We start from the raw sequence: 17,446 nt of genomic DNA on the forward strand, positions 1-17,446 counted from the left end.
TGTGTTCTTTTTCCACGCATGTAGACTAACCAGCACGACACATCGAAGTGGCGTCGGATCCGGCTCCCGGGCTGCGGCTCTTCGAACCTTCTTCACACCTCCTGCACCCGAGAGAAGGCACCATGAAACGTACGACCCTTGCGCTCGCCGCGGCCGTCGCCGCGACGCTCGCGCTCACCAGCTGCAGCAGCGGAGGCACCCCGTCTCCGTCTGACGGATCCTCGGCACCCGATGCCCTCAACATCGGGAACTTCCTCGACGTCACGTCGTGGGATCCCTCCCTCGCGGACATCGGCTTCGACGGACCGTACCTGTCCGCGGTCTACGACCCGCTGGTGGCCCTCGACGCGGACGGCAACCCCGTCCCGTCGCTCGCCACCGAGTGGACCGTCGCCGACGACGATCTCAGCATCGAGATGGACATCCGCACCGACGCCGTGTTCAGCGACGGCGCACCGGTGGATGTCGATGCGGTGATCGCCAGCCTCGAGTACCTGAAGGCGGGCGCTCGCTCGGGGGAGGCGTATCTCAACGTCGCCTCGTTCTCGAAGGTCGACGACGACACCCTCGCCATCGAGCTCACCCAGCGCGACGACACGATCCTCTACCTCATGGGTCTCGGACGCAGCTACGTCATGTCGCCGGCATCGATCGAGGCGGGGACGCTGGGCGCCGAGCCCATCGGCTCCGGTCCGTACGTCCGCGACGATGCGACGAGCGTCGCCGGCGCCGAGTACCACTTCACCAAGGTCGAGGACCATTGGGATGCCGAGACCTATCCGTTCGGCGAGCTGGCGATCTTCCCGATCACCGATGCCACCGCACGTCACAACGCGATGCTCAGCGGACAGATCAACGTGCAGTACGGCGACGTCGCGAACCTCGAGCAGGCCGAGCAGCAGGGGTGGAACACCGCCCAGCGCGTCTCCGGCTGGGCGGGTCTCGTGATCACCGACCACACCGGCGCGAAGAGCGAGCCGCTCGGCACGCTCGAGGTGCGGCAGGCGCTGAACTACGCGTTCGACGGTGCTGCCGTTCTCGCCGCGGTCGGCAGCGGGGCGGGCGTCGCGACGAACCAGGTGTTCCCCGACGGCGGCGACATCAACGATCCCGCCCTCAACGACGCCTACGCGTACAACATGGACAAGGCCAAGCAGTTGCTCGCCGACGCCGGGTACGCCGACGGGTTCGCGATCTCGATGCCGATGTCGCCCATCTTCGAGATGTGGAAGCCGTCGGCCGAGCAGGCTCTCACCGAGCTCGGCGTGACCGTGACCTGGGACAACATGCAGATGCCGGACTACCAGCTGAACGCGCCGAACTACCCGATGTTCATCTCCTTCCTCGCGATGGACGGCAACGACGTCGCCACCGTCCAGCGTCAGCTGACGAGCGTGCAGTGGTTCAACCCCGAGCCCGACTACGCGCAGAACGAGGTCATCGCTCCGCTCGTCGAGAAGGTGCAGACCGAGCGCGGCGACGCGCAGACGGCAGCGGTCGAGGAGCTCAACCAGGCGCTCGTCGATCAGGCCTGGTGGTCGGTCTGGTACCAGGCGAACAACATTTACTACACGGCGGCCGGCATCGAGCTGCAGCCCGTCGTCGGGATGATGTTCCCCACGCTGCGGTACATCACCCAGGGGTGATCCGGGGCACGTCGGGGCGGCCTCGCGCCGCCCCGACGTCGCCTGGACCTCGCCCCGAGCTCCGACATCGTCTCCACTCCTTCCCCTCCGGCCCAGAGAGGTCTCCCATGCTCGTGTTCACCGCGAAGCGGGTGCTGTCCGGCATCCTGCTGCTCGTGGCGGTCTCGATCGGCACGTTCTTCCTCGCACATCTGGCGATCAGCGATCCGACGGCCGCGCTCCTCGGCACCACGGCGAGCCCCGCTCAGCAGGCGGCGCTCGCGGAGAAGATCGGTATCGACCGTCCCCTGCTCGTGCAGTTCTGGGACTGGCTGTCTCACGCCGTGCTGCTCGACTTCGGCGTCTCCTGGCGCAACTTCCAACCGGTCGCCGACCAGCTCGCCATCAAGGTGCCCGTCACGCTCTCCGTCGTGACCGCGGCCACCCTGATCACCGCCGTGATCGGGATCGTGTTCGGGATGATCACCGGCCTGAGCCCCGGCACCTGGTTCGACCGGATCATCAAGGGCGTCTCCGTCGTGCTCTTCGCCCTTCCGGGCTTCTGGGTCAGCCTCGTCCTCGTGATCTGGTTCGCCGTGCAGCTGCGGTGGTTCCCCGCCGTCGGCTACGTGTCGCCGTCGCAGTCGGTCGACGGCTGGGTGCGCTCGATCACCCTGCCGGCGATCTCGCTCGCCCTCGGCGGCATCGTCGCCGTCTCCGAGCAGCTGCGCAACGCCGTCATCGCCCAGACGCGTCAGGACTGGGTGCGCACGCTCCGCAGCCGCGGGCTCTCGTCTGCCAGGGTCAACCTGCACATCCTCCGGAACGCGTCGCCGGCGGCCCTCACGGTCATCGCGCTCATGTTCGTCGGACTCCTGTCGGGCGCGATCGTCGTCGAGCAGATCTTCAGCCTCCCGGGCCTCGGCCAGCTCACCAACCAGTCCTCGCAGAACGGCGACATCCCCATGCTGCTGGGGATCACGGTCATCTCGATCGTCTTCGTCGTCCTCATCAACCTCCTTCTCGACCTCGTGCTCGGCTGGATCAACCCGAAGGTGCGTGTCTCATGACGACCACCGACATCCGCGTAGCGTTCGACCGCGCGGCTCAGAAGCGCCGTTCCGGTCTGCTGCGCCGGTTCCTGCGGCATCCGGGCGGACTCATCCCGCTCATCGTCTTCGTCCTCATCGTGCTGGTGGGGGTGTTCGCACCGCTGCTCGCCCCGATGGACCCGAACCTCGTTGACCTCGCCGCGGCCAAGGCGCCGCCGGGACCGGAGCACCTGCTGGGTGGGGACTCGACGGGACGCGACATCCTCTCGCGACTCATCTACGGCACCCGCACCACCATCTGGGGCGCCGTGATCACCATCGTCGCGGCCGTCGTGATCGGCGTGCCCGCAGGAGTCGCCGCCGGCTACTTCGGGGGAGTCCTCGATCGGGTCGCGACGTGGATCAGCGACGCGCTGCAGTCGATCCCCGGCATGATCATCCTGCTGGTGGTCGCCGCCGGCAGCCGCAACAACTTCGAAGTGCTCATGGTCACCGTCGGCGTCTTCATGGTCCCGGGGTACTTCCGCATCTCGAGGTCGCAGACGCTCGCGGTACGGGGCGAGGCCTACATCGACGCCGCGCGGGTGTCGGGGCTGTCGGACGCGCGAATCATCTTCCGCCATGTGATCAAAGCCGTGTATCCGGCGGTCATCATCCAGACGGCCCTCACCGCAGGCATCGCGATGGGCATGCAGGCGGGTCTCCAGTTCCTCGGGATCGGCGATTCGAACGTCCCCAGCTGGGGCGCGATGATGCTCGAGGGCTTCCGGCTCATGCTCACCTACCCGCTGATGCTGCTCTGGCCCTCCGCCGCACTCGGGCTCACGATCGCGGTGCTCGCGATCATGGGATCGACGCTCGCGGAGCTCGTGCAGGTGCGCACTCCCCGGGCCGCCAAGCGACGGACGGATGCTGCACCGGCATCCGCCGCACCGGCCACGGGCACGACGAGCCACGCCGCCGAGGCCTCGGCCCTTCGGGTCGAGAACCTCCGCGTGACCCATGCCACGCCGGTCGGGGAGACCGAGGTGGTGCACGGCGTCACCCTCGACGTCGCACCGGGTGAGGTGGTCGGGATCGTGGGCGAGTCCGGGTCGGGCAAGTCGCAGACGGTGTTCTCCGTGCTCGACCTCCTGCCCGCCACGGGCCGGGCAGAGGCCGACGCCGTCTGGGTCGGCGGCATCGACGTCACTCATGCGTCCCCCGCGCAGCGGCGGGCGCTCCTCGGACGCGAGATCGGCTACGTGCCGCAGGAGCCGATGAGCAATCTCGACCCGTCGTACACGATCGGCCATCAGTTGATCGAGCCGCTGCGGCGCACGCACGGTCTGAGTCGGGCGGCCGCCGAGGAGCGCGCGCGGGCGATGCTCGCACGCGTGGGACTCACCGACCCCGATCGGGTGATGCGCAGCTATCCCCATCAGGTCTCCGGCGGCATGGCGCAGCGCGTCCTCATCGCGGGGGCGATCGCGGGGCGGCCGTCGCTGCTGGTGGCCGATGAGCCGACGACGGCCCTCGACGTCACCGTCCAGGCCGAGGTGCTCGAGCTGCTCCGCGAGCTGCAGGCGGAGTACGGCATGGCCCTGCTCATCGTCACGCACAACTTCGGCGTCGTGGCCGACATCTGCGACCGGGTGGTCGTCATGCGCGGGGGAGACATCGTCGAGTCGGGGGCGGTCGACGACCTCTTCGCCGCACCGGCCGAGGAGTACACGCGAGAGCTGATCGCGGCCTCTCTCGACGACGTCGCCGGCCGACGGGAGCTCGACCGGCTGTCGCGCTCGTCGTCCGCGACAGCAGTGGAGGTGACCGCATGACCGCTCTTCTCGACGTCAGCGATCTGGTGGTCGACTACGGTCGTGGCCGCACCGCGTTCCGCGCGCTCCACGGGGTGTCGCTCGACATCGCCCCCGGCGAGTGCCTGGGTCTCGTCGGCGAATCAGGCTCCGGCAAGTCCACGCTGGGCAAGGCGATTCTCGGACTCGCTCCGGTGACCGGCGGCCGCATCCAATTCGACGGTCGGGAGATCAGCGGGGTGAGCGGTCGCGCGCGGCGCGCGCTCGCCGACGACATCCAGGTCGTGTTCCAGGATCCGTACGGCTCGCTGAACCCCGCGATGACGATCGGCGACATCCTCGTCGAGCCCCTGCTGACGAGCGGCATCAGCGCCGGAGCGGCGGCGACCAGGGTGCGGGAGATGCTCGATCGGGTGCGCCTCCCCTCCACCGCGATGGAGCGATATCCGAGCGAGTTCTCCGGCGGGCAGCGGCAGCGCATCGCGATCGCGCGAGCCCTGGTGCGGGGTCCGCGACTGATCGTGTGCGACGAGCCGGTCAGCGCGCTCGACCTCACGACCCAGGCGACGATCCTCGACCTGTTCATCGAGCTGCAGCGGGAGACCGGCGTGGCGTACCTCTTCGTCTCGCACGACCTCGGAGTCGTGCGTCGCGTCTGCCATCGGGTGGCCGTGATGTACCGGGGCGAGCTCGTCGAGGTGGGCGAGGGCGAGCAGGTGACGCGATCGCCGCAGCATCCGTACTCGGAACGCCTGCGCCTCGCGTCGCCCGTGGCCGACCCGGTCGCGCAGCGGGAACGGCGGACTCAGTGGCTGGCTCTGCGGGAGGTGCGCGATGCGGTTGTACGGTAGCACCAGGCCCAGACACCACCGGCCGGAAGGATTCCATGCCGAAGATCATCGACCACGACCAGCGTCGACGGGACATCGTCGAGGTGGCGCGGAGCATCATCCTCAAGGGCGGCTTCGAGGCGGCGACGATGCGCAGCATCGCGGCGGAGGCGGGATTCGCCAACGGCGCGCTGAAGCACTACTTCCCGGGCAAGGAGAGCATCGTCGCGGCGACCTTCGAGACGGTGCTGTCCGAGCACGACACCTGGCTGCAGGAATCGATCGCCGAGGGGCAGAGCGCCGAGACGGCGTTGCGGACGCTGCTCGAGGGCACTCTGCCGAGCCGGGTGCAGGAGATCCCCAGCGGGCGGGTGCTTCTGGCGCTGTGGGAGTACGCGATGTCGAACGATGCACTCACCGCCCTCTACCGCACGCACCTCGAGAGGTGGCGCGGGATGCTGGTCGAGAGGATGCAGGCGGCGAGCGACGCCGGTGCCATCCGCGCCCAGGACTTCGACGTCGTGGCCAACGAGTACATCTCGGTGGCCGTCGGCGCGACCGTGATCAACCTCATGTATCCGGACGGCGAGCGCCTCGCGGACTACCGCGCCTACGTCGACCAGTTCCTGGCGCGCCTTCGCTGAGGCCGGCGCGCCCTTCCCGAGAGGCGGGTGCGTCATGACAGCTCTCTTCGTCCATCGTCGTCCCGGTGCGGGGCGTCCGGTCGTGTTCCTGCACGGGCTCGCCTCGTCAGGCGACGCGGACTGGCCGGATGCGGACTGGTCGCCTCTCCTCGGCGACCGACCGAGCGTCGTCGTCGACCTGCCGGCGCACGGCAGGAGCTCGGACTTCGGTGTCGTGACGAGCACAGAGGTGCTCGACCTCATCGCCGCGGTGGTCGGCGACGGCGAGGTCGACCTCGTGGGGTACTCCCTCGGCGCGAGGCTCGCGTGGGATCTCGCCGGGCATCCGTCGATGCGGGTGCGGCGCCTCGTGCTCGGCGGGCTGGCACCCGGTGAGCCGTTCGCCCACGTCGATCTCGCAGCGGCGCGCACCGCCCTCGCGGGGGGTGCCCTGCCGGCCGATCCGCTGACGGGCACGATCCTGCAGATGGCATCCGCGCCGGGCAACCGCGCCGACGGCATCCTCGATCTGATCGAAGGCCTCGCCGCCGAACCGTTCGACCCGGCGGCGGCTCCGCCTGTGCAGCCGACGCTCCTCGTCGGCGGGATCGACGACGGAATGGCCGCGGGGATCCACGGTCTCGCCGCGATGCTGCCGGAGGGCGCCGTGCGGCGCGTTCCCGGGGATCACGTGGCCGCCCTGCGCTCGCAGGAGTTCCGCGCGGTGACGATCGACTTCCTCGCGGGCTGAGGGCCCGCGAGCCGGGCGCCGCACTCTGCCTCTATTATCCTCCAAACGTAGAATAAAGAACCTCCACAGCCAGAAAGGCACACCATGACGAACATCTCTCCTCCCGAGGCGACGAGGATCCTGGACATCGCGACCGGCTACATGGCTTCGCAGCAGCTGTTCCAGGCGAGCAGGATCGGCCTGTTCGCGGCCGTCGCGAACGGTGCGGACACGACGGTCGCGATCGCCGCCGAGTGCGGAGTGAGCGAGAGGATCGCGCGGATCCTCGCCGACGCGATGGCGGCCAAGGGCCTGCTCTCCCGCACTGACGGACGGTACTCCGTGGCGCCTGACGCTGCGGCGTACCTGGTCGGACCCTCGTCGGCGATCGACCTCGCGCCGTTCCTCACGTTCCTCGGCGAGATCAGCTACCCGCACTGGCTGCAGTTCGCGCACACGGTCGACACGACGGAGCCGGGCGACCTGCAGATGGACGACGCCCGCTGGGCGACCTTCATGGACGGGGTCATGACGTACAACGCCCTGCACGCGCAGGAGTTCGCCCGCTCGGTCGATCTCTCGTCGGCCCGCCGGGCGCTCGACTTCGGCGGTCTCTCGGCCGGCTTCGCGATCGAGGTCATGCGGCGGAGCCCCGAGCTCCGGACCACCTTCCTGTACGCGCCCGGCTTCGACGGAGGAGTGGCCGAGGCGATCGAGGCGGCAGGGCTCACCGACCGCACCACGGTGGAGAACGGCGACACCGCCACCGCCACTCCGGAGGGCGAGTACGACCTGATCCTGGCGAACCACGTCATCCACCGCTTCGGTGCCGAGGAGAACGCGCGCATCTTCCGCAACCTGCGCGGCGCGGCCGCGGCCGGCGCCACGCTGACGGTGCTCGACTTCTTCCTGGACGACGACGATGAGCAGCGTGCGCTCGACGCCGTGCATGCGGGGGAGTACCTCGTGATCGATGGGACGGTCGTGTACCCGGAGGCCGAGGTGCGCGGGTGGCTCGCGGACGCCGGCTGGGAGGTGCGCGAGAAGATCGCGCTCGCGGGAAGCCCGCGGGTGCTCATCGCGACGGCGGTGTGAGACTCGCTCCGGCGCCCGCCCTCGGGCGCGCGCCGGAGCTCGGGACTGATCCGAGGGGGATCAGAGGCGGGCGGCATGCGTGAACATGCCGCCCGCCGTTTTCGTCTGGGTGGAGCGCCCTCAGTCGCGCCGGAAGACCGTGCGCCCGTCGACGACGGTGCGGGCCACGCCGATCGACGAGAAGGCCCGGGCGGGGTCGACGGGGTCCTCGTCGAGCACCGTGAGGTCTGCGACCTTGCCCGGCTCGAGCGAGCCCTTCCACGTCTCGGCGCCGTCCTGCCGGGCGGCATCCAGCGTCACGGATCGCAGGAGGATGCGCCGGAGGCCCCGGTCGACGACCTGCTCGGCGTCACGGAGCAGGTCGACCGTGGCGTCGAGGCTCGTGCGCCAGTCGGGCGTCACGATGGGCGCGTCGCTGGTGATCGTCGTCAGGACGCCGCTCGCGAGCATGTCCGCGACCGGCCAGGCGCGGGCGAGCCGCTCCGCGGGAAGCTGCGCCCCGGCCCACTCATGCGTGTGGCCGGCGATGAGAGGCTGCACTGCGAACCCGGCGCCGACCCGTCGCATCCGAGCGATCTGCTCACCGGTCGCGAGGTCGCCGTGCACGACATAGTGCGGGCCCGTCGCGGGCGTCGCGGTGGCCGGGTCGAGGCTCTCGAGGACGGCCAGGAACTCCGAGATCGAGCGGTCGCCGGTCGCGTGCACCGCGACCTGGAGTCCGCGGCCCGCCGCGAGCCGCACCATGCGGCGGAACGCCTCGACCGGCTCGACGGCGCCACGGGTGAGCAGCTCTCCGTGCGAGCCGTCGAGGTAGGGGTCCTGCACCCAGGCCGTCGCCATCGGCGGGATGCCGTCGGCGAAGATCTTCACGCCGGTGATCGCGAGCCACCGGGGATCCGTGGTCGGCACGCTGCTCCGGATGCCTCTCTCGAAGTCGTCGAGCGTGCTCTCGCCGTCGATGGTCCCGAACAGCCGCAGCAGGGTGACGCGCGACGTCTGCATGCGCTCGCGGTGCAGGTCGAGGTAGGTGTCGAGCATCGTCGTGCCGAAGCATCCCGTCTCTCCGTCGTCCTCGCCCGGGCCGATCCCCGGCTCCGTGTAGCTCGTGATGCCGAGCTCGGCGAGCAGCGACCAGGCGCCTCGCAGTGCTGCTCGGCGCTCGTCGGGAGTCGAGACCAGTCGTCCCGCGGGCTGCTGCTCCGGGGGAGTGTCGCCGAAGAACAGATGCGGCCAGCGGGCGCCGAGCCAGGCGGCATGCAGGTGGGCGTCGTTGATGCCGGGAACGGCAGTCCGACCGTCGAGCTCGATCGTCTCGCGTGCCGAGAGCGCCTCGGCGTCGTCGCCGAGCGCGGTGATGCGTCCTCCTCGCACGGCCAGCGCATGGGTGACGGAGTCCGACGGGTCCAGGGTGTGGATGCGTCCGCCGCGGATGATCAGGTCGGCGTCGTGGCCGTGTATGCCGTGAGTCATTATTCTCCCACTGTAGACGCAACAGTCGCACGTGCGCAGCGGCGATTCGAAAGCCCGCCGCGCGCCGCGTAGGCTGGTCGCATCCCCCGAAGCTCACCCGGCAATCCCGCGCGCCGGCGACCTCGGCGCGCGCTCACACATGCAAGGACGCAGATGAACGTAATCGCCGCACCCCACGACGACTGGACGGCGCGAGAAGAGCTGGCCGAGCGGATGATCCCGCTGATCGGCGCACTCAAGCGCGAGCGCGACGTGGTCACCTCCCTCCACGGGCACCGGCTGCTCGGACTCTCCGCGACCGGGATCGTCGAGGTGCACGATCGCGTGGCGCAGCTCGGACACCAGCAGATCCCCCTCGACGAGACCCTCGCCGTGCTCGAGGCGATCCACGCGCTCGCTCCCGGGGCCTCGTCGATCGACGTGGCTCGTCTGGTGGAGGGGCGAGCGGAGAGCGGGCAGGAGCTCGCCGCCCACGTCGCCGACGCCCTCGCGCCCGCTGTCGGAGCGGTCCCCGCGCCGCCCACCGATGTCGTGCTGTACGGCTTCGGCCGCATCGGTCGACTGCTCGCCCGCATCCTCATCGCCCACACCGGAGGAGGCAGCGGGCTCCGGCTCCGCGCGATCGTCGTGCGGCGCGGAGCCGACAACGACCTGGTCAAGCGCGCCTCGCTGCTGCTGCACGACTCCGTGCACGGTCGCTTCGCAGGCTCCGTCACGGTCGACGAGGAGGCCGAGCAGATCATCGCCAACGGCACCCGCATCCAGGTGATCTACTCCGACGACCCCTCGACGATCGACTACACCGCGTACGGCATCCGCGACGCGATCGTCGTCGACAACACGGGGCGCTGGCGCGACGAGGCCGGCCTCAGCCGCCATCTCGAGTCCACCGGCGTCGCACGCGTGCTGCTGACCGCGCCGGGCAAGGGGGCGTTGAAGAACATCGTCCACGGCATCAACGACGGCACGATCACGCCGGAGGACCGCATCGTCACGGCCGCCTCGTGCACCACGAACGCCATCACGCCGGTGCTGAAGGCCGTCGACGAGGCGTACGGCATCCGCCGCGGTCACGTCGAGACCGTGCACTCGTTCACGAACGATCAGAACCTCATCGACAACTTCCACAGCGGCGACCGCCGCGGACGCTCGGCAGTGCTGAACATGGTCATCACCGAGACCGGTGCCGCGAAGGCCGTCGCCAGGGCGCTACCCGAACTCGAGGGCAAGCTCACGGGATCGGCGATCCGGGTGCCGACGCCCGACGTGTCGCTCGCCGTGCTGCACCTCACGCTCGATCGCCCGGCGGTGAGAGAAGAGCTCAACGACTACCTGCGCCGGGTATCCCTCCACTCGAAGCTCCGCCAGCAGATCGACTACGTCGAGAGCCCCGAGGTCGTGTCGACGGACTTCGTCGGCTCGCATCGAGCGGGGATCGTCGACGGGCTGGCGACCATCGCGACCGACGATGACGTCGTGCTGTACGTCTGGTACGACAACGAGTACGGGTACTCGTGCCAGGTCATCCGTGTGCTCGAGGTCATGGCGGGGTCGCACCCCGTGGTGCTGCCCGCGCGCCGAGAGGTCACTCTGCACGGCTGAGCGCGCGCGTGCGGCGTCGCACGCGTGTCGGCGGCACCGGGCATGATGGGGCCATGACGACCTCGACGCTGCTGTCGGAGCGGCTGCGCTCGCATCGCCTCTCCGCGCCCGCGGCGTCGGTGGGGGAGGCGGCGTCGCACATGCTCGCGGTGCAGAGCCAGGACTTCACGGCCGGGCGGTGGGCGCTCGCCACCCGCACCCGCGGCGAGCCGACGATCCGCACCGTGGACCGCGCCTTCGACCGGGGTGAGCTCGTACGGGCCTGGACCATGCGCGGCACACTGCACACCATTCCCGCGCGGGATCTGCGATGGGTGCTCTCGGTGACCGCCGAGCGGCAGCGCCGGCAGGGAGCGTCGCGGCAGCGCGACCTCGGCATCGACGAGGCCATGATCGCGGGCGCCGTCGCTGCGATCATGCCCCGGCTGCGCGAGGGCGGTCTCACCAGGGCCGAGGTGTTCGCCGTGTTCGAGGGCGTGGGGATCGACCCCACGGGGCAGCGCGGCATCCACCTGCTGAACGTCCTCACGCTCGACGGTCTGATCTGCCAGGGGCCGGTCGTCGCGCGCGACGGAGTCGCCCGCGAGCAGCGCTTCGTGCCCGTGGACGCGCACATCCGCGAGCATGCCACGCCCGACGACCCGCTCGCCGAGCTCTTCGTCCGCTACATCGACGGCCACGGACCCGCCGGCGTCGCCGACTTCGCCTGGTGGTCGGGCCTGACGCTGGGGGAGTCGCGGGAGGCGCGGGACCGGGCTGCGGGCCGCGTCGTCGAGGTCGAGGCAGGTGTGTTCTCCGCCGCCACCCGCCCACGACGGTCGGCGGGCGCGGCATCCGTCCTCGCGCTCGGCGCGTTCGACGAGTACTACATCTCCTACGCCGACCGCACGGCCGTGTGCGCTCCGGAGCACCTCGCCGCGGTGGGGCCCGGCAAGAACGGCATGGTGCGGGCGACGCTCATCGAGGAGGGGCGGGTGATCGGATGCTGGACGCACGCCGCCGCATCGATGGGCGCGCCGCCGGAACTGTTCCACGAGCCGGTCGACGACGCGGCCGTGGCCGCCGCCCTCGCCCGGTTCGCGCGCTTCATGGAGGGTTGAGCGGCGGACTCGCCCCGATCACTCGCTGGCGTGACGCCCGAGGAAGCTGTAGACCTCGTTGTCGTCCACACCGGGGAACGCGCCTCGGGGGAGCGGCGAGAACATGTGGGTGTGCACCCGGGCGCTCGGCCAGGCCTTGCCGCTCCACCGCTCGGCGAGATCAGTGGACGGGCGTCGGCAGCACGACTCGTCGGGGCAGGTCGACACCGCTCGGTCGGCCGTCTCGCGTCCGCGCCACCAGCGCGCATCGTCGAAGGGCACACCGACGGTGATCGAGAACTCCCCCTCGCTCGACGAGCCGGTCTGCGTCGCGCACCAGAAGGTCCCCGACGGGGTGTCCGTGTACTGGTGGTGCTCCGTGGTGCGATTCTGCTGCGTGAACGCGCTGCGCGCCTGGAATTTGCGGCACACGCGCTGGCCCTCGACCGCTCCGGTGACGTCCATCGGCAACGGCAGTCCGTCGTTCTCGTAGACCCGCGTGATCGCCCCGGTCTCGTCGACGCGGAGGAAGTGCAGTTCCATGCCGAGGTGCTGCGTGAGGAGGTTGGTCATCCGCATGCCCGCCGCCTCGTGCGTCACGCCGAAGGCATCGCGGAAGTCCTCGACCGCCAGGTTGCGATCCTTCTTCGCCTGCTGAAGGAACGCCACGGAGGCGGTCTCGGGCATGAGGCACGACGCCGCGAAGTAGTTGATCTCGAGCCGCTGCTGGAGGAAGTCGGCGTAGTCGGTCGGCGGCGTGTGCCCGAGAAGACGATGCGCCATCGCCTGCAGGGCCATGGACCGCAGTCCGTGACCACCCGGGATGGACGCCGGGGGCAGGTAGATGCGGCCGTTCTCCAGGTCGGTCACCGACCGGGTCGAGTGGGGGAGGTCGTTGACGTAGATGAGCTCGAATCCGAGCTTCTCCGCCATGATGCTCACCGTGCGGTGCGTCACCGCGCCCTGGACGTGCCCTGCCGATCGCAGCTGCTTCTCGGCGAGCTTCTCGATGTCGGCGAGATAGTTGTGCTGCGCGCGCATCCGCAGTCGCAGTTCGGTGTTCGCCCGGCGGGCCTCTTCCGGCGTGGCGATGGCCTCGCGTTCGCGACGCTGCAGCTCTCTGTGCAGCCCGAGCACGGATTCGATCGTCTCGTCGCTCATGCCCTTCGTCACACGCACCGGCGCGATGCCCAATTGCCGGAACACGGGGCTCTCCTGGGCGCGCTCCAGCTCGATCTCGAGGGCCGCCCGCCGGTTCGGCGGCTCGCCGGAGATGAGATCGGTGACCTCGGTGCCGGTCGCGTGTGCGATCGCCTGCAGAAGCGACAGCTTCGGCTCTCGCTTGCCGTTCTCGATCAGGCTGAGCTGCGACCCCGCGACACCCACCGCCGCGCCGAGTTCGTCGAGCGTGAAGCCGCTCGAGAGTCGGTGGTGGCGGATGCGGTGGCCGAGGGTCGTGAGGTGGATGCCGGAGGGAGCCATTCCTTGATGCTATCTAAAGAATCAGCATTCTTATCGCTCGAAATGCCGGAAAGTCGGCTCAGAGCCGGAAGAAGATAGGTGTACGGCCCCCACTTCAAAGGAGCAGACATGGCGATCGCCGAAGTCTTCAGCCCTCGGACAGCATCCGTCGCACCCGTGCGCACCTTCGGGACCGCGCCCACGTACGACACCCCCGCGATGTCCGAGCTGTCTGCGTGGGTCGACGAGATCGCGGCACTCACCCAGCCGGCGCGCATCCACTGGGTCGACGGCTCGCGGGCCGAGAACGACTGGCTGCTGCGAGGTCTCGTCGACGAGGGCAAGCTCATCAAGCTCAACCCCGAGTGGCGTCCGGGCTCGTACCTCGCCCGGTCGCACCCCAGCGACGTCGCCCGTACCGAGGGGCGCACCTTCATCGCATCCGAGCGCGAAGAGGATGCAGGTCCGACGAACAACTGGGCGGATCCCGCGCAGATGCGCGAGAAGATGACGGAGATCTTCGAGGGGTCGATGCGCGGACGCACCATGTTCGTCGTGCCGTTCTCGATGGGCCCCGTGGGCGGGCCGCTGTCGCACATCGGCGTCCAGGTCACCGACAGCGAGTACGCGGTCGCCTCGATCGGCATCATGACCCGCGTGGGCGATGCCGTCACCCGGCAGATCGCGGAGGGTGCTCCCTGGGTGAAGACCGTGCACTCGGTCGGTGCTCCTCTCGCCGACGGCGAGCCCGACGTCGAGTGGCCGTGCAACGACGACAAGTACATCGTGCACTTCCCCGAGACGCTCGAGGTCTACTCGTTCGGCTCGGGCTACGGCGGCAACGCGATCCTCGCGAAGAAGTGCTTCGCGCTGCGCATCGCCTCCGTCATCGCCCGCGACGAGGGCTGGCTCGCGGAGCACATGCTGCTCATCCGCGTCATCGACCCCGCGGGCAAGGCGTACCACGTCGCCGCGGCCTTCCCCTCGGCATGCGGCAAGACGAATCTCGCCATGCTCCGCCCGACCATCCCCGGATGGCGCGTCGAGACGCTCGGCGACGACATCGCCTGGATCCGCCCCGGCGACGACGGCAGGCTCTGGGCGATCAACCCCGAGGCCGGATTCTTCGGCGTCGCGCCCGGCACCGGCGAGTCGACGAACGTCACCGCCGTGGAGACGCTGTGGGGCAACACGATCTTCACCAACGTCGCACTGCGGCCGGACGGTGACGTGTGGTGGGAGGGCCTGACCGACCAGGCGCCGCCGAACCTCACCGACTGGGAGGGCAACCCCTGGACTCCGGATTCCGGTCGTCCGGCTGCGCACCCCAACTCGCGCTTCACCGTGTCGGCCGCGCAGTGCCCCCAGATCTCGGAGGACTGGGAGGAGGCGGTGCCGCTCGACGTCATCCTGTTCGGCGGACGCCGCGCCACCAACGTCCCGCTCGTCGTCGAGGCCACCGACTGGACCCACGGCGTGTTCCTCGGCTCGAACATCTCGTCCGAGCGCACCGCCGCCGCCGAGGGGAAGGTCGGCGAGCTTCGCCGCGACCCCTTCGCGATGCTCCCGTTCTGCGGCTACAACATGGCCGACTACTTCGGGCACTGGCTCAAGGTGGGCCGCGGCCTACGCTTCGACCGCGCTCCGCGCATCTTCCAGGTGAACTGGTTCCGTCGAGGAGCTGACGGTCGCTTCCTGTGGCCCGGGTTCGGCGACAACTCGCGTGTCGTCGACTGGATCATCCGTCGCATCTCGGGTGAGGTGTCGACAGTGGAGAGCCCGATCGGTCGGCTTCCGGTCGTGTCGGACCTCAATCTCGACGGCATCGACGTGCCCGAGGCCGACCTCGAGGAGCTCTTCTCCGTCGACGTCGACGCATGGCGGACGGAGGCGGACCTCACGGAGGAGTTCTACGACACCTTCGGCGACAAGGTCCCCGCCGCGCTGCGCGCCGAGCTGGCGTCGCTCCGCTACCGCCTCGACAAGGCGTGACGGACGGGGCGCCGGTTCGGGGGAGCCGGCGTCTCACACCCCCATAGACCCGCGAAGGCGGGATGTCTGAGACGAACCCATGGCTGAGTGGTCCCCGACATCCCGCCTTCGCGTCGCCCTCGGACGCGGAGCGAGCGGAGCGAGACGAACCGTGCTGCGTCTTTGCGTCAGGCCAGCAGCTGGTGCCGAGCGAGGTCGCGATACAGCGGCGTCGACTCCACGAGCTCGGCGTGCGTGCCCTGGCCCACGACCACGCCGTCCTGCAGGACGACGATCACGTCGCTGTCGACCACGGTCGACAGGCGGTGCGCGATCACGATGAGCGTGCGATCGGCGGAGACGGCGTCGATCGCCTCCCGCATCCGCTGCTCGTTGACGCCGTCCAGCGAGGACGTCGATTCGTCGAGCAGCAGGATCGGCGCCTCCGTGAGGAGCGCGCGCGCGATCGCGAGGCGCTGGCGCTCTCCTCCCGAGAGCATCACGCCGTCCTCGCCGACGGGCGCATCGAGACGCAGGGGGTTGCGATCGAGCACATCGCCGAGGTTGACCGCGCGCAGCACCTGCTCGCAGCGCTCGTCCGAGGCCTCGGGAGCGGCGAGCCGCAGATTGTCGCCGAGTGTTCCCGCGAGAGTCGGGGCGTCCTGCTCGACGTAGCCGAACTGCGCGCGCAGCTCGTCGCGCGGGAAGGTGCGGGCGTCGTGCCCGCGCAGTCGGATCGACCCGCCCGTCGGGTCGTAGAACCGCTCGATGAGCGACAGGATCGTGCTCTTTCCGGCGCCGCTGGGGCCGACGAGGGCGACGCGTGCACCCTGCGGCACCGAGAACGAGACGCCGCGGAGCACGTCGCGCTCCATCGACGCGGCCTCGTCGACCGTGGTCTCCTCGGCCGTGTCGAGATGAGCGTCGGCGAGCAGGATCCGCGCGGCCTCGGCCGCGGCCTGCCTGGCGGCCACGACGTTCTCCGGGTAGCGGAAGCGCACGTCGCGGAACTCGATCGCCGGCGCATCGGGCTGCGGATCCTCTGTGGGCAGCGACGCGGCGATCTCGGCATCGCCCTGCGTCTCGGTCGGCAGGTCGAGCACCTCCTGGATGCGGCCGAGCGCTCCGAGAGCCTGGTTCACCGACGTGATCGCGCCGAAGGTGGTGGCGAGGGGCATCACCAGCATGAACAGGAACAGGATGAACGTGATCAGCGATGCGATCGTGATGGTGCCCGAGGCGACGCGGAATCCGCCGACGCCGAGCACGACGAGAAGGGACAGCTGCAGCGCGATGCCGGCGATCGGCACGACGAGCGACGAGACCTTGGCGATCTGCACGCCGATGCCGTAGGCGTCGGATGCGAGCCGTGACACGGACTCGGTCTCGCGCTCGGTGGCGCCCGACGCGCGGACGGTGCGGATGGAGCCGACCGCACGCTCGACGCCGGAGGCGAGATCGCCGACCTTCTCCTGCTGGGCGGTGGATGCCGTGCGGATGCGGCCGCTCAGAACGGTGACCACGACGACCGACGCGCCGATGACCACGACGATGAGCAGGAGCAGCACCGGGTCGATCACGAGCATCGCGATGAGCGCGCCCACGAACAGGAGCGCGCTGCCGACGGCATCCGCCAGTCCCTGGGTGAGCACGGCGTAGAGCAGCGTCGTGTCGGTGCCGACGCGGGAGACGAGGTCGCCGGTGCGGCGGGCGTCGAACTCGCTGATCGGCAGGTGCAGGATGCGGGCGATGAGCTTGCGCCGACTCGAATACACGACCGCGGTGCCGGTGCGCTGCAGCAGATAGTGCTGATAGCCGGAGATGATCGACGAGATCACCACGAATCCGATCAGCAGCCAGACGAGGATGCCGAGGCCCCGGTCGGACTGCACGGCCTCGATCACCTGGCCGACCAGCAGAGGCTGCGCGAGCGATGTCGCTGCGCCGAAGACGCTGAGCACCGCGACGACGACGAGCGTGCGCTTGTGCTCGAAGAGGAAGGGGAGGAGCTGACGGAATGTGGCGCGCGGACCGTCGTGCTGCGCGCCCCGTCCGCGTCGGCGTGACGTCGCCGTGCTGGACATGCGGGACCTCGTTCTGAAAGGGGTACTT

General features: G+C 69.7%; 13 protein-coding genes. 10 read left to right on the forward strand and 3 right to left on the reverse strand.

Annotated features, from left to right (window positions below):
- The first annotated feature begins 122 nt into the window (after nucleotides 1-122).
- The 7 genes from BN2660_RS10345 (at nucleotide 123) to BN2660_RS10375 (ending at nucleotide 7,751) form a co-directional block, all read left to right on the forward strand.
- Nucleotides 123-1,646: an ABC transporter substrate-binding protein gene (locus BN2660_RS10345; protein WP_091231275.1), complete on the forward strand. Its 1,524-nt coding sequence runs from the start codon at nucleotides 123-125 to the stop codon at nucleotides 1,644-1,646.
- A gap of 107 nt (nucleotides 1,647-1,753) precedes the next feature.
- The gene (locus BN2660_RS10350) at nucleotides 1,754-2,695 is read left to right on the forward strand and encodes an ABC transporter permease (protein ID WP_091231277.1); all 942 of its coding nucleotides are present in this window, start codon (nucleotides 1,754-1,756) and stop codon (nucleotides 2,693-2,695) included.
- Nucleotides 2,692-4,494 (forward strand): dipeptide/oligopeptide/nickel ABC transporter permease/ATP-binding protein, encoded by a 1,803-nt coding sequence (locus tag BN2660_RS10355; protein ID WP_091231280.1) that lies wholly within the window; start codon nucleotides 2,692-2,694, stop codon nucleotides 4,492-4,494. The genes BN2660_RS10350 and BN2660_RS10355 overlap by 4 nt, the downstream gene beginning before the upstream one ends.
- Nucleotides 4,491-5,324 (forward strand): ATP-binding cassette domain-containing protein, encoded by an 834-nt coding sequence (locus BN2660_RS10360; RefSeq protein ID WP_091231283.1) that lies wholly within the window; start codon nucleotides 4,491-4,493, stop codon nucleotides 5,322-5,324. The genes BN2660_RS10355 and BN2660_RS10360 overlap by 4 nt, the downstream gene beginning before the upstream one ends.
- A gap of 35 nt (nucleotides 5,325-5,359) precedes the next feature.
- The gene (locus tag BN2660_RS10365; protein ID WP_091231286.1) at nucleotides 5,360-5,947 is read left to right on the forward strand and encodes a TetR/AcrR family transcriptional regulator; all 588 of its coding nucleotides are present in this window, start codon (nucleotides 5,360-5,362) and stop codon (nucleotides 5,945-5,947) included.
- Between the two features lie 34 nt (nucleotides 5,948-5,981).
- On the forward strand, nucleotides 5,982-6,677 hold the full coding sequence (locus BN2660_RS10370; protein WP_091231288.1) for an alpha/beta fold hydrolase: 696 nt from the start codon (nucleotides 5,982-5,984) through the stop codon (nucleotides 6,675-6,677).
- 84 nt (nucleotides 6,678-6,761) lie between these two features.
- A complete protein-coding gene (locus BN2660_RS10375) occupies nucleotides 6,762-7,751 on the forward strand; it encodes a class I SAM-dependent methyltransferase (protein WP_091231291.1) in 990 nt (329 codons plus the stop codon).
- Nucleotides 7,752-7,871: 120 nt separating this feature from the next.
- Here the strand turns inward: BN2660_RS10375 and BN2660_RS10380 are convergent, their stop codons facing one another.
- Nucleotides 7,872-9,221: an amidohydrolase gene (locus BN2660_RS10380; RefSeq protein ID WP_091231295.1), complete on the reverse strand. Its 1,350-nt coding sequence runs from the start codon at nucleotides 9,219-9,221 to the stop codon at nucleotides 7,872-7,874.
- A gap of 153 nt (nucleotides 9,222-9,374) precedes the next feature.
- Between BN2660_RS10380 and BN2660_RS10385 the strand changes: the two genes are divergently transcribed.
- Both BN2660_RS10385 and BN2660_RS10390 read left to right on the forward strand, forming a co-directional pair.
- Nucleotides 9,375-10,823 (forward strand): glyceraldehyde-3-phosphate dehydrogenase, encoded by a 1,449-nt coding sequence (locus BN2660_RS10385; protein WP_091231299.1) that lies wholly within the window; start codon nucleotides 9,375-9,377, stop codon nucleotides 10,821-10,823.
- A gap of 53 nt (nucleotides 10,824-10,876) precedes the next feature.
- Nucleotides 10,877-11,923 (forward strand): winged helix DNA-binding domain-containing protein, encoded by a 1,047-nt coding sequence (locus BN2660_RS10390; protein ID WP_091231303.1) that lies wholly within the window; start codon nucleotides 10,877-10,879, stop codon nucleotides 11,921-11,923.
- A gap of 18 nt (nucleotides 11,924-11,941) precedes the next feature.
- On the opposite strand, the gene BN2660_RS10395 is transcribed toward BN2660_RS10390, so the two are convergent.
- Nucleotides 11,942-13,384: an XRE family transcriptional regulator gene (locus tag BN2660_RS10395; RefSeq protein WP_091231306.1), complete on the reverse strand. Its 1,443-nt coding sequence runs from the start codon at nucleotides 13,382-13,384 to the stop codon at nucleotides 11,942-11,944.
- A 108-nt stretch (nucleotides 13,385-13,492) separates the two neighbouring features.
- Here BN2660_RS10395 and BN2660_RS10400 point away from each other — a divergent pair, with 108 nt between their 5' ends.
- Nucleotides 13,493-15,355 (forward strand): phosphoenolpyruvate carboxykinase (GTP), encoded by a 1,863-nt coding sequence (locus BN2660_RS10400; protein WP_091231309.1) that lies wholly within the window; start codon nucleotides 13,493-13,495, stop codon nucleotides 15,353-15,355.
- 167 nt (nucleotides 15,356-15,522) lie between these two features.
- Here BN2660_RS10400 and BN2660_RS10405 read toward each other — a convergent pair whose 3' ends face one another.
- Complete coding sequence (locus tag BN2660_RS10405) at nucleotides 15,523-17,418, reverse strand: ABC transporter ATP-binding protein (protein ID WP_091231313.1); 1,896 nt, start codon at nucleotides 17,416-17,418, stop codon at nucleotides 15,523-15,525.
- Nucleotides 17,419-17,446: the final 28 nt, after the last annotated feature.

This window comes from Microbacterium sp. 3J1, from assembly GCF_001049495.1.
Lineage (GTDB): Bacteria > Actinomycetota > Actinomycetes > Actinomycetales > Microbacteriaceae > Microbacterium.

Bases quoted from the DNA above. Each gene is read 5' to 3' on its own strand.
- BN2660_RS10345 (WP_091231275.1), top strand. From the start codon at position 123: ATGAAACGTACGACCCTTGCGCTCGCCGCGGCCGTCGCCGCGACGCTC.
- BN2660_RS10375 (WP_091231291.1), top strand. From the start codon at position 6,762: ATGACGAACATCTCTCCTCCCGAGGCGACGAGGATCCTGGACATCGCG.
- BN2660_RS10355 (WP_091231280.1), top strand. From the start codon at position 2,692: ATGACGACCACCGACATCCGCGTAGCGTTCGACCGCGCGGCTCAGAAG.
- BN2660_RS10395 (WP_091231306.1), bottom strand. From the start codon at position 13,384: ATGGCTCCCTCCGGCATCCACCTCACGACCCTCGGCCACCGCATCCGC.
- BN2660_RS10385 (WP_091231299.1), top strand. From the start codon at position 9,375: ATGAACGTAATCGCCGCACCCCACGACGACTGGACGGCGCGAGAAGAG.
- BN2660_RS10400 (WP_091231309.1), top strand. From the start codon at position 13,493: ATGGCGATCGCCGAAGTCTTCAGCCCTCGGACAGCATCCGTCGCACCC.
- BN2660_RS10405 (WP_091231313.1), bottom strand. From the start codon at position 17,418: ATGTCCAGCACGGCGACGTCACGCCGACGCGGACGGGGCGCGCAGCAC.
- BN2660_RS10350 (WP_091231277.1), top strand. From the start codon at position 1,754: ATGCTCGTGTTCACCGCGAAGCGGGTGCTGTCCGGCATCCTGCTGCTC.
- BN2660_RS10390 (WP_091231303.1), top strand. From the start codon at position 10,877: ATGACGACCTCGACGCTGCTGTCGGAGCGGCTGCGCTCGCATCGCCTC.
- BN2660_RS10370 (WP_091231288.1), top strand. From the start codon at position 5,982: ATGACAGCTCTCTTCGTCCATCGTCGTCCCGGTGCGGGGCGTCCGGTC.
- BN2660_RS10365 (WP_091231286.1), top strand. From the start codon at position 5,360: ATGCCGAAGATCATCGACCACGACCAGCGTCGACGGGACATCGTCGAG.
- BN2660_RS10360 (WP_091231283.1), top strand. From the start codon at position 4,491: ATGACCGCTCTTCTCGACGTCAGCGATCTGGTGGTCGACTACGGTCGT.
- BN2660_RS10380 (WP_091231295.1), bottom strand. From the start codon at position 9,221: ATGACTCACGGCATACACGGCCACGACGCCGACCTGATCATCCGCGGC.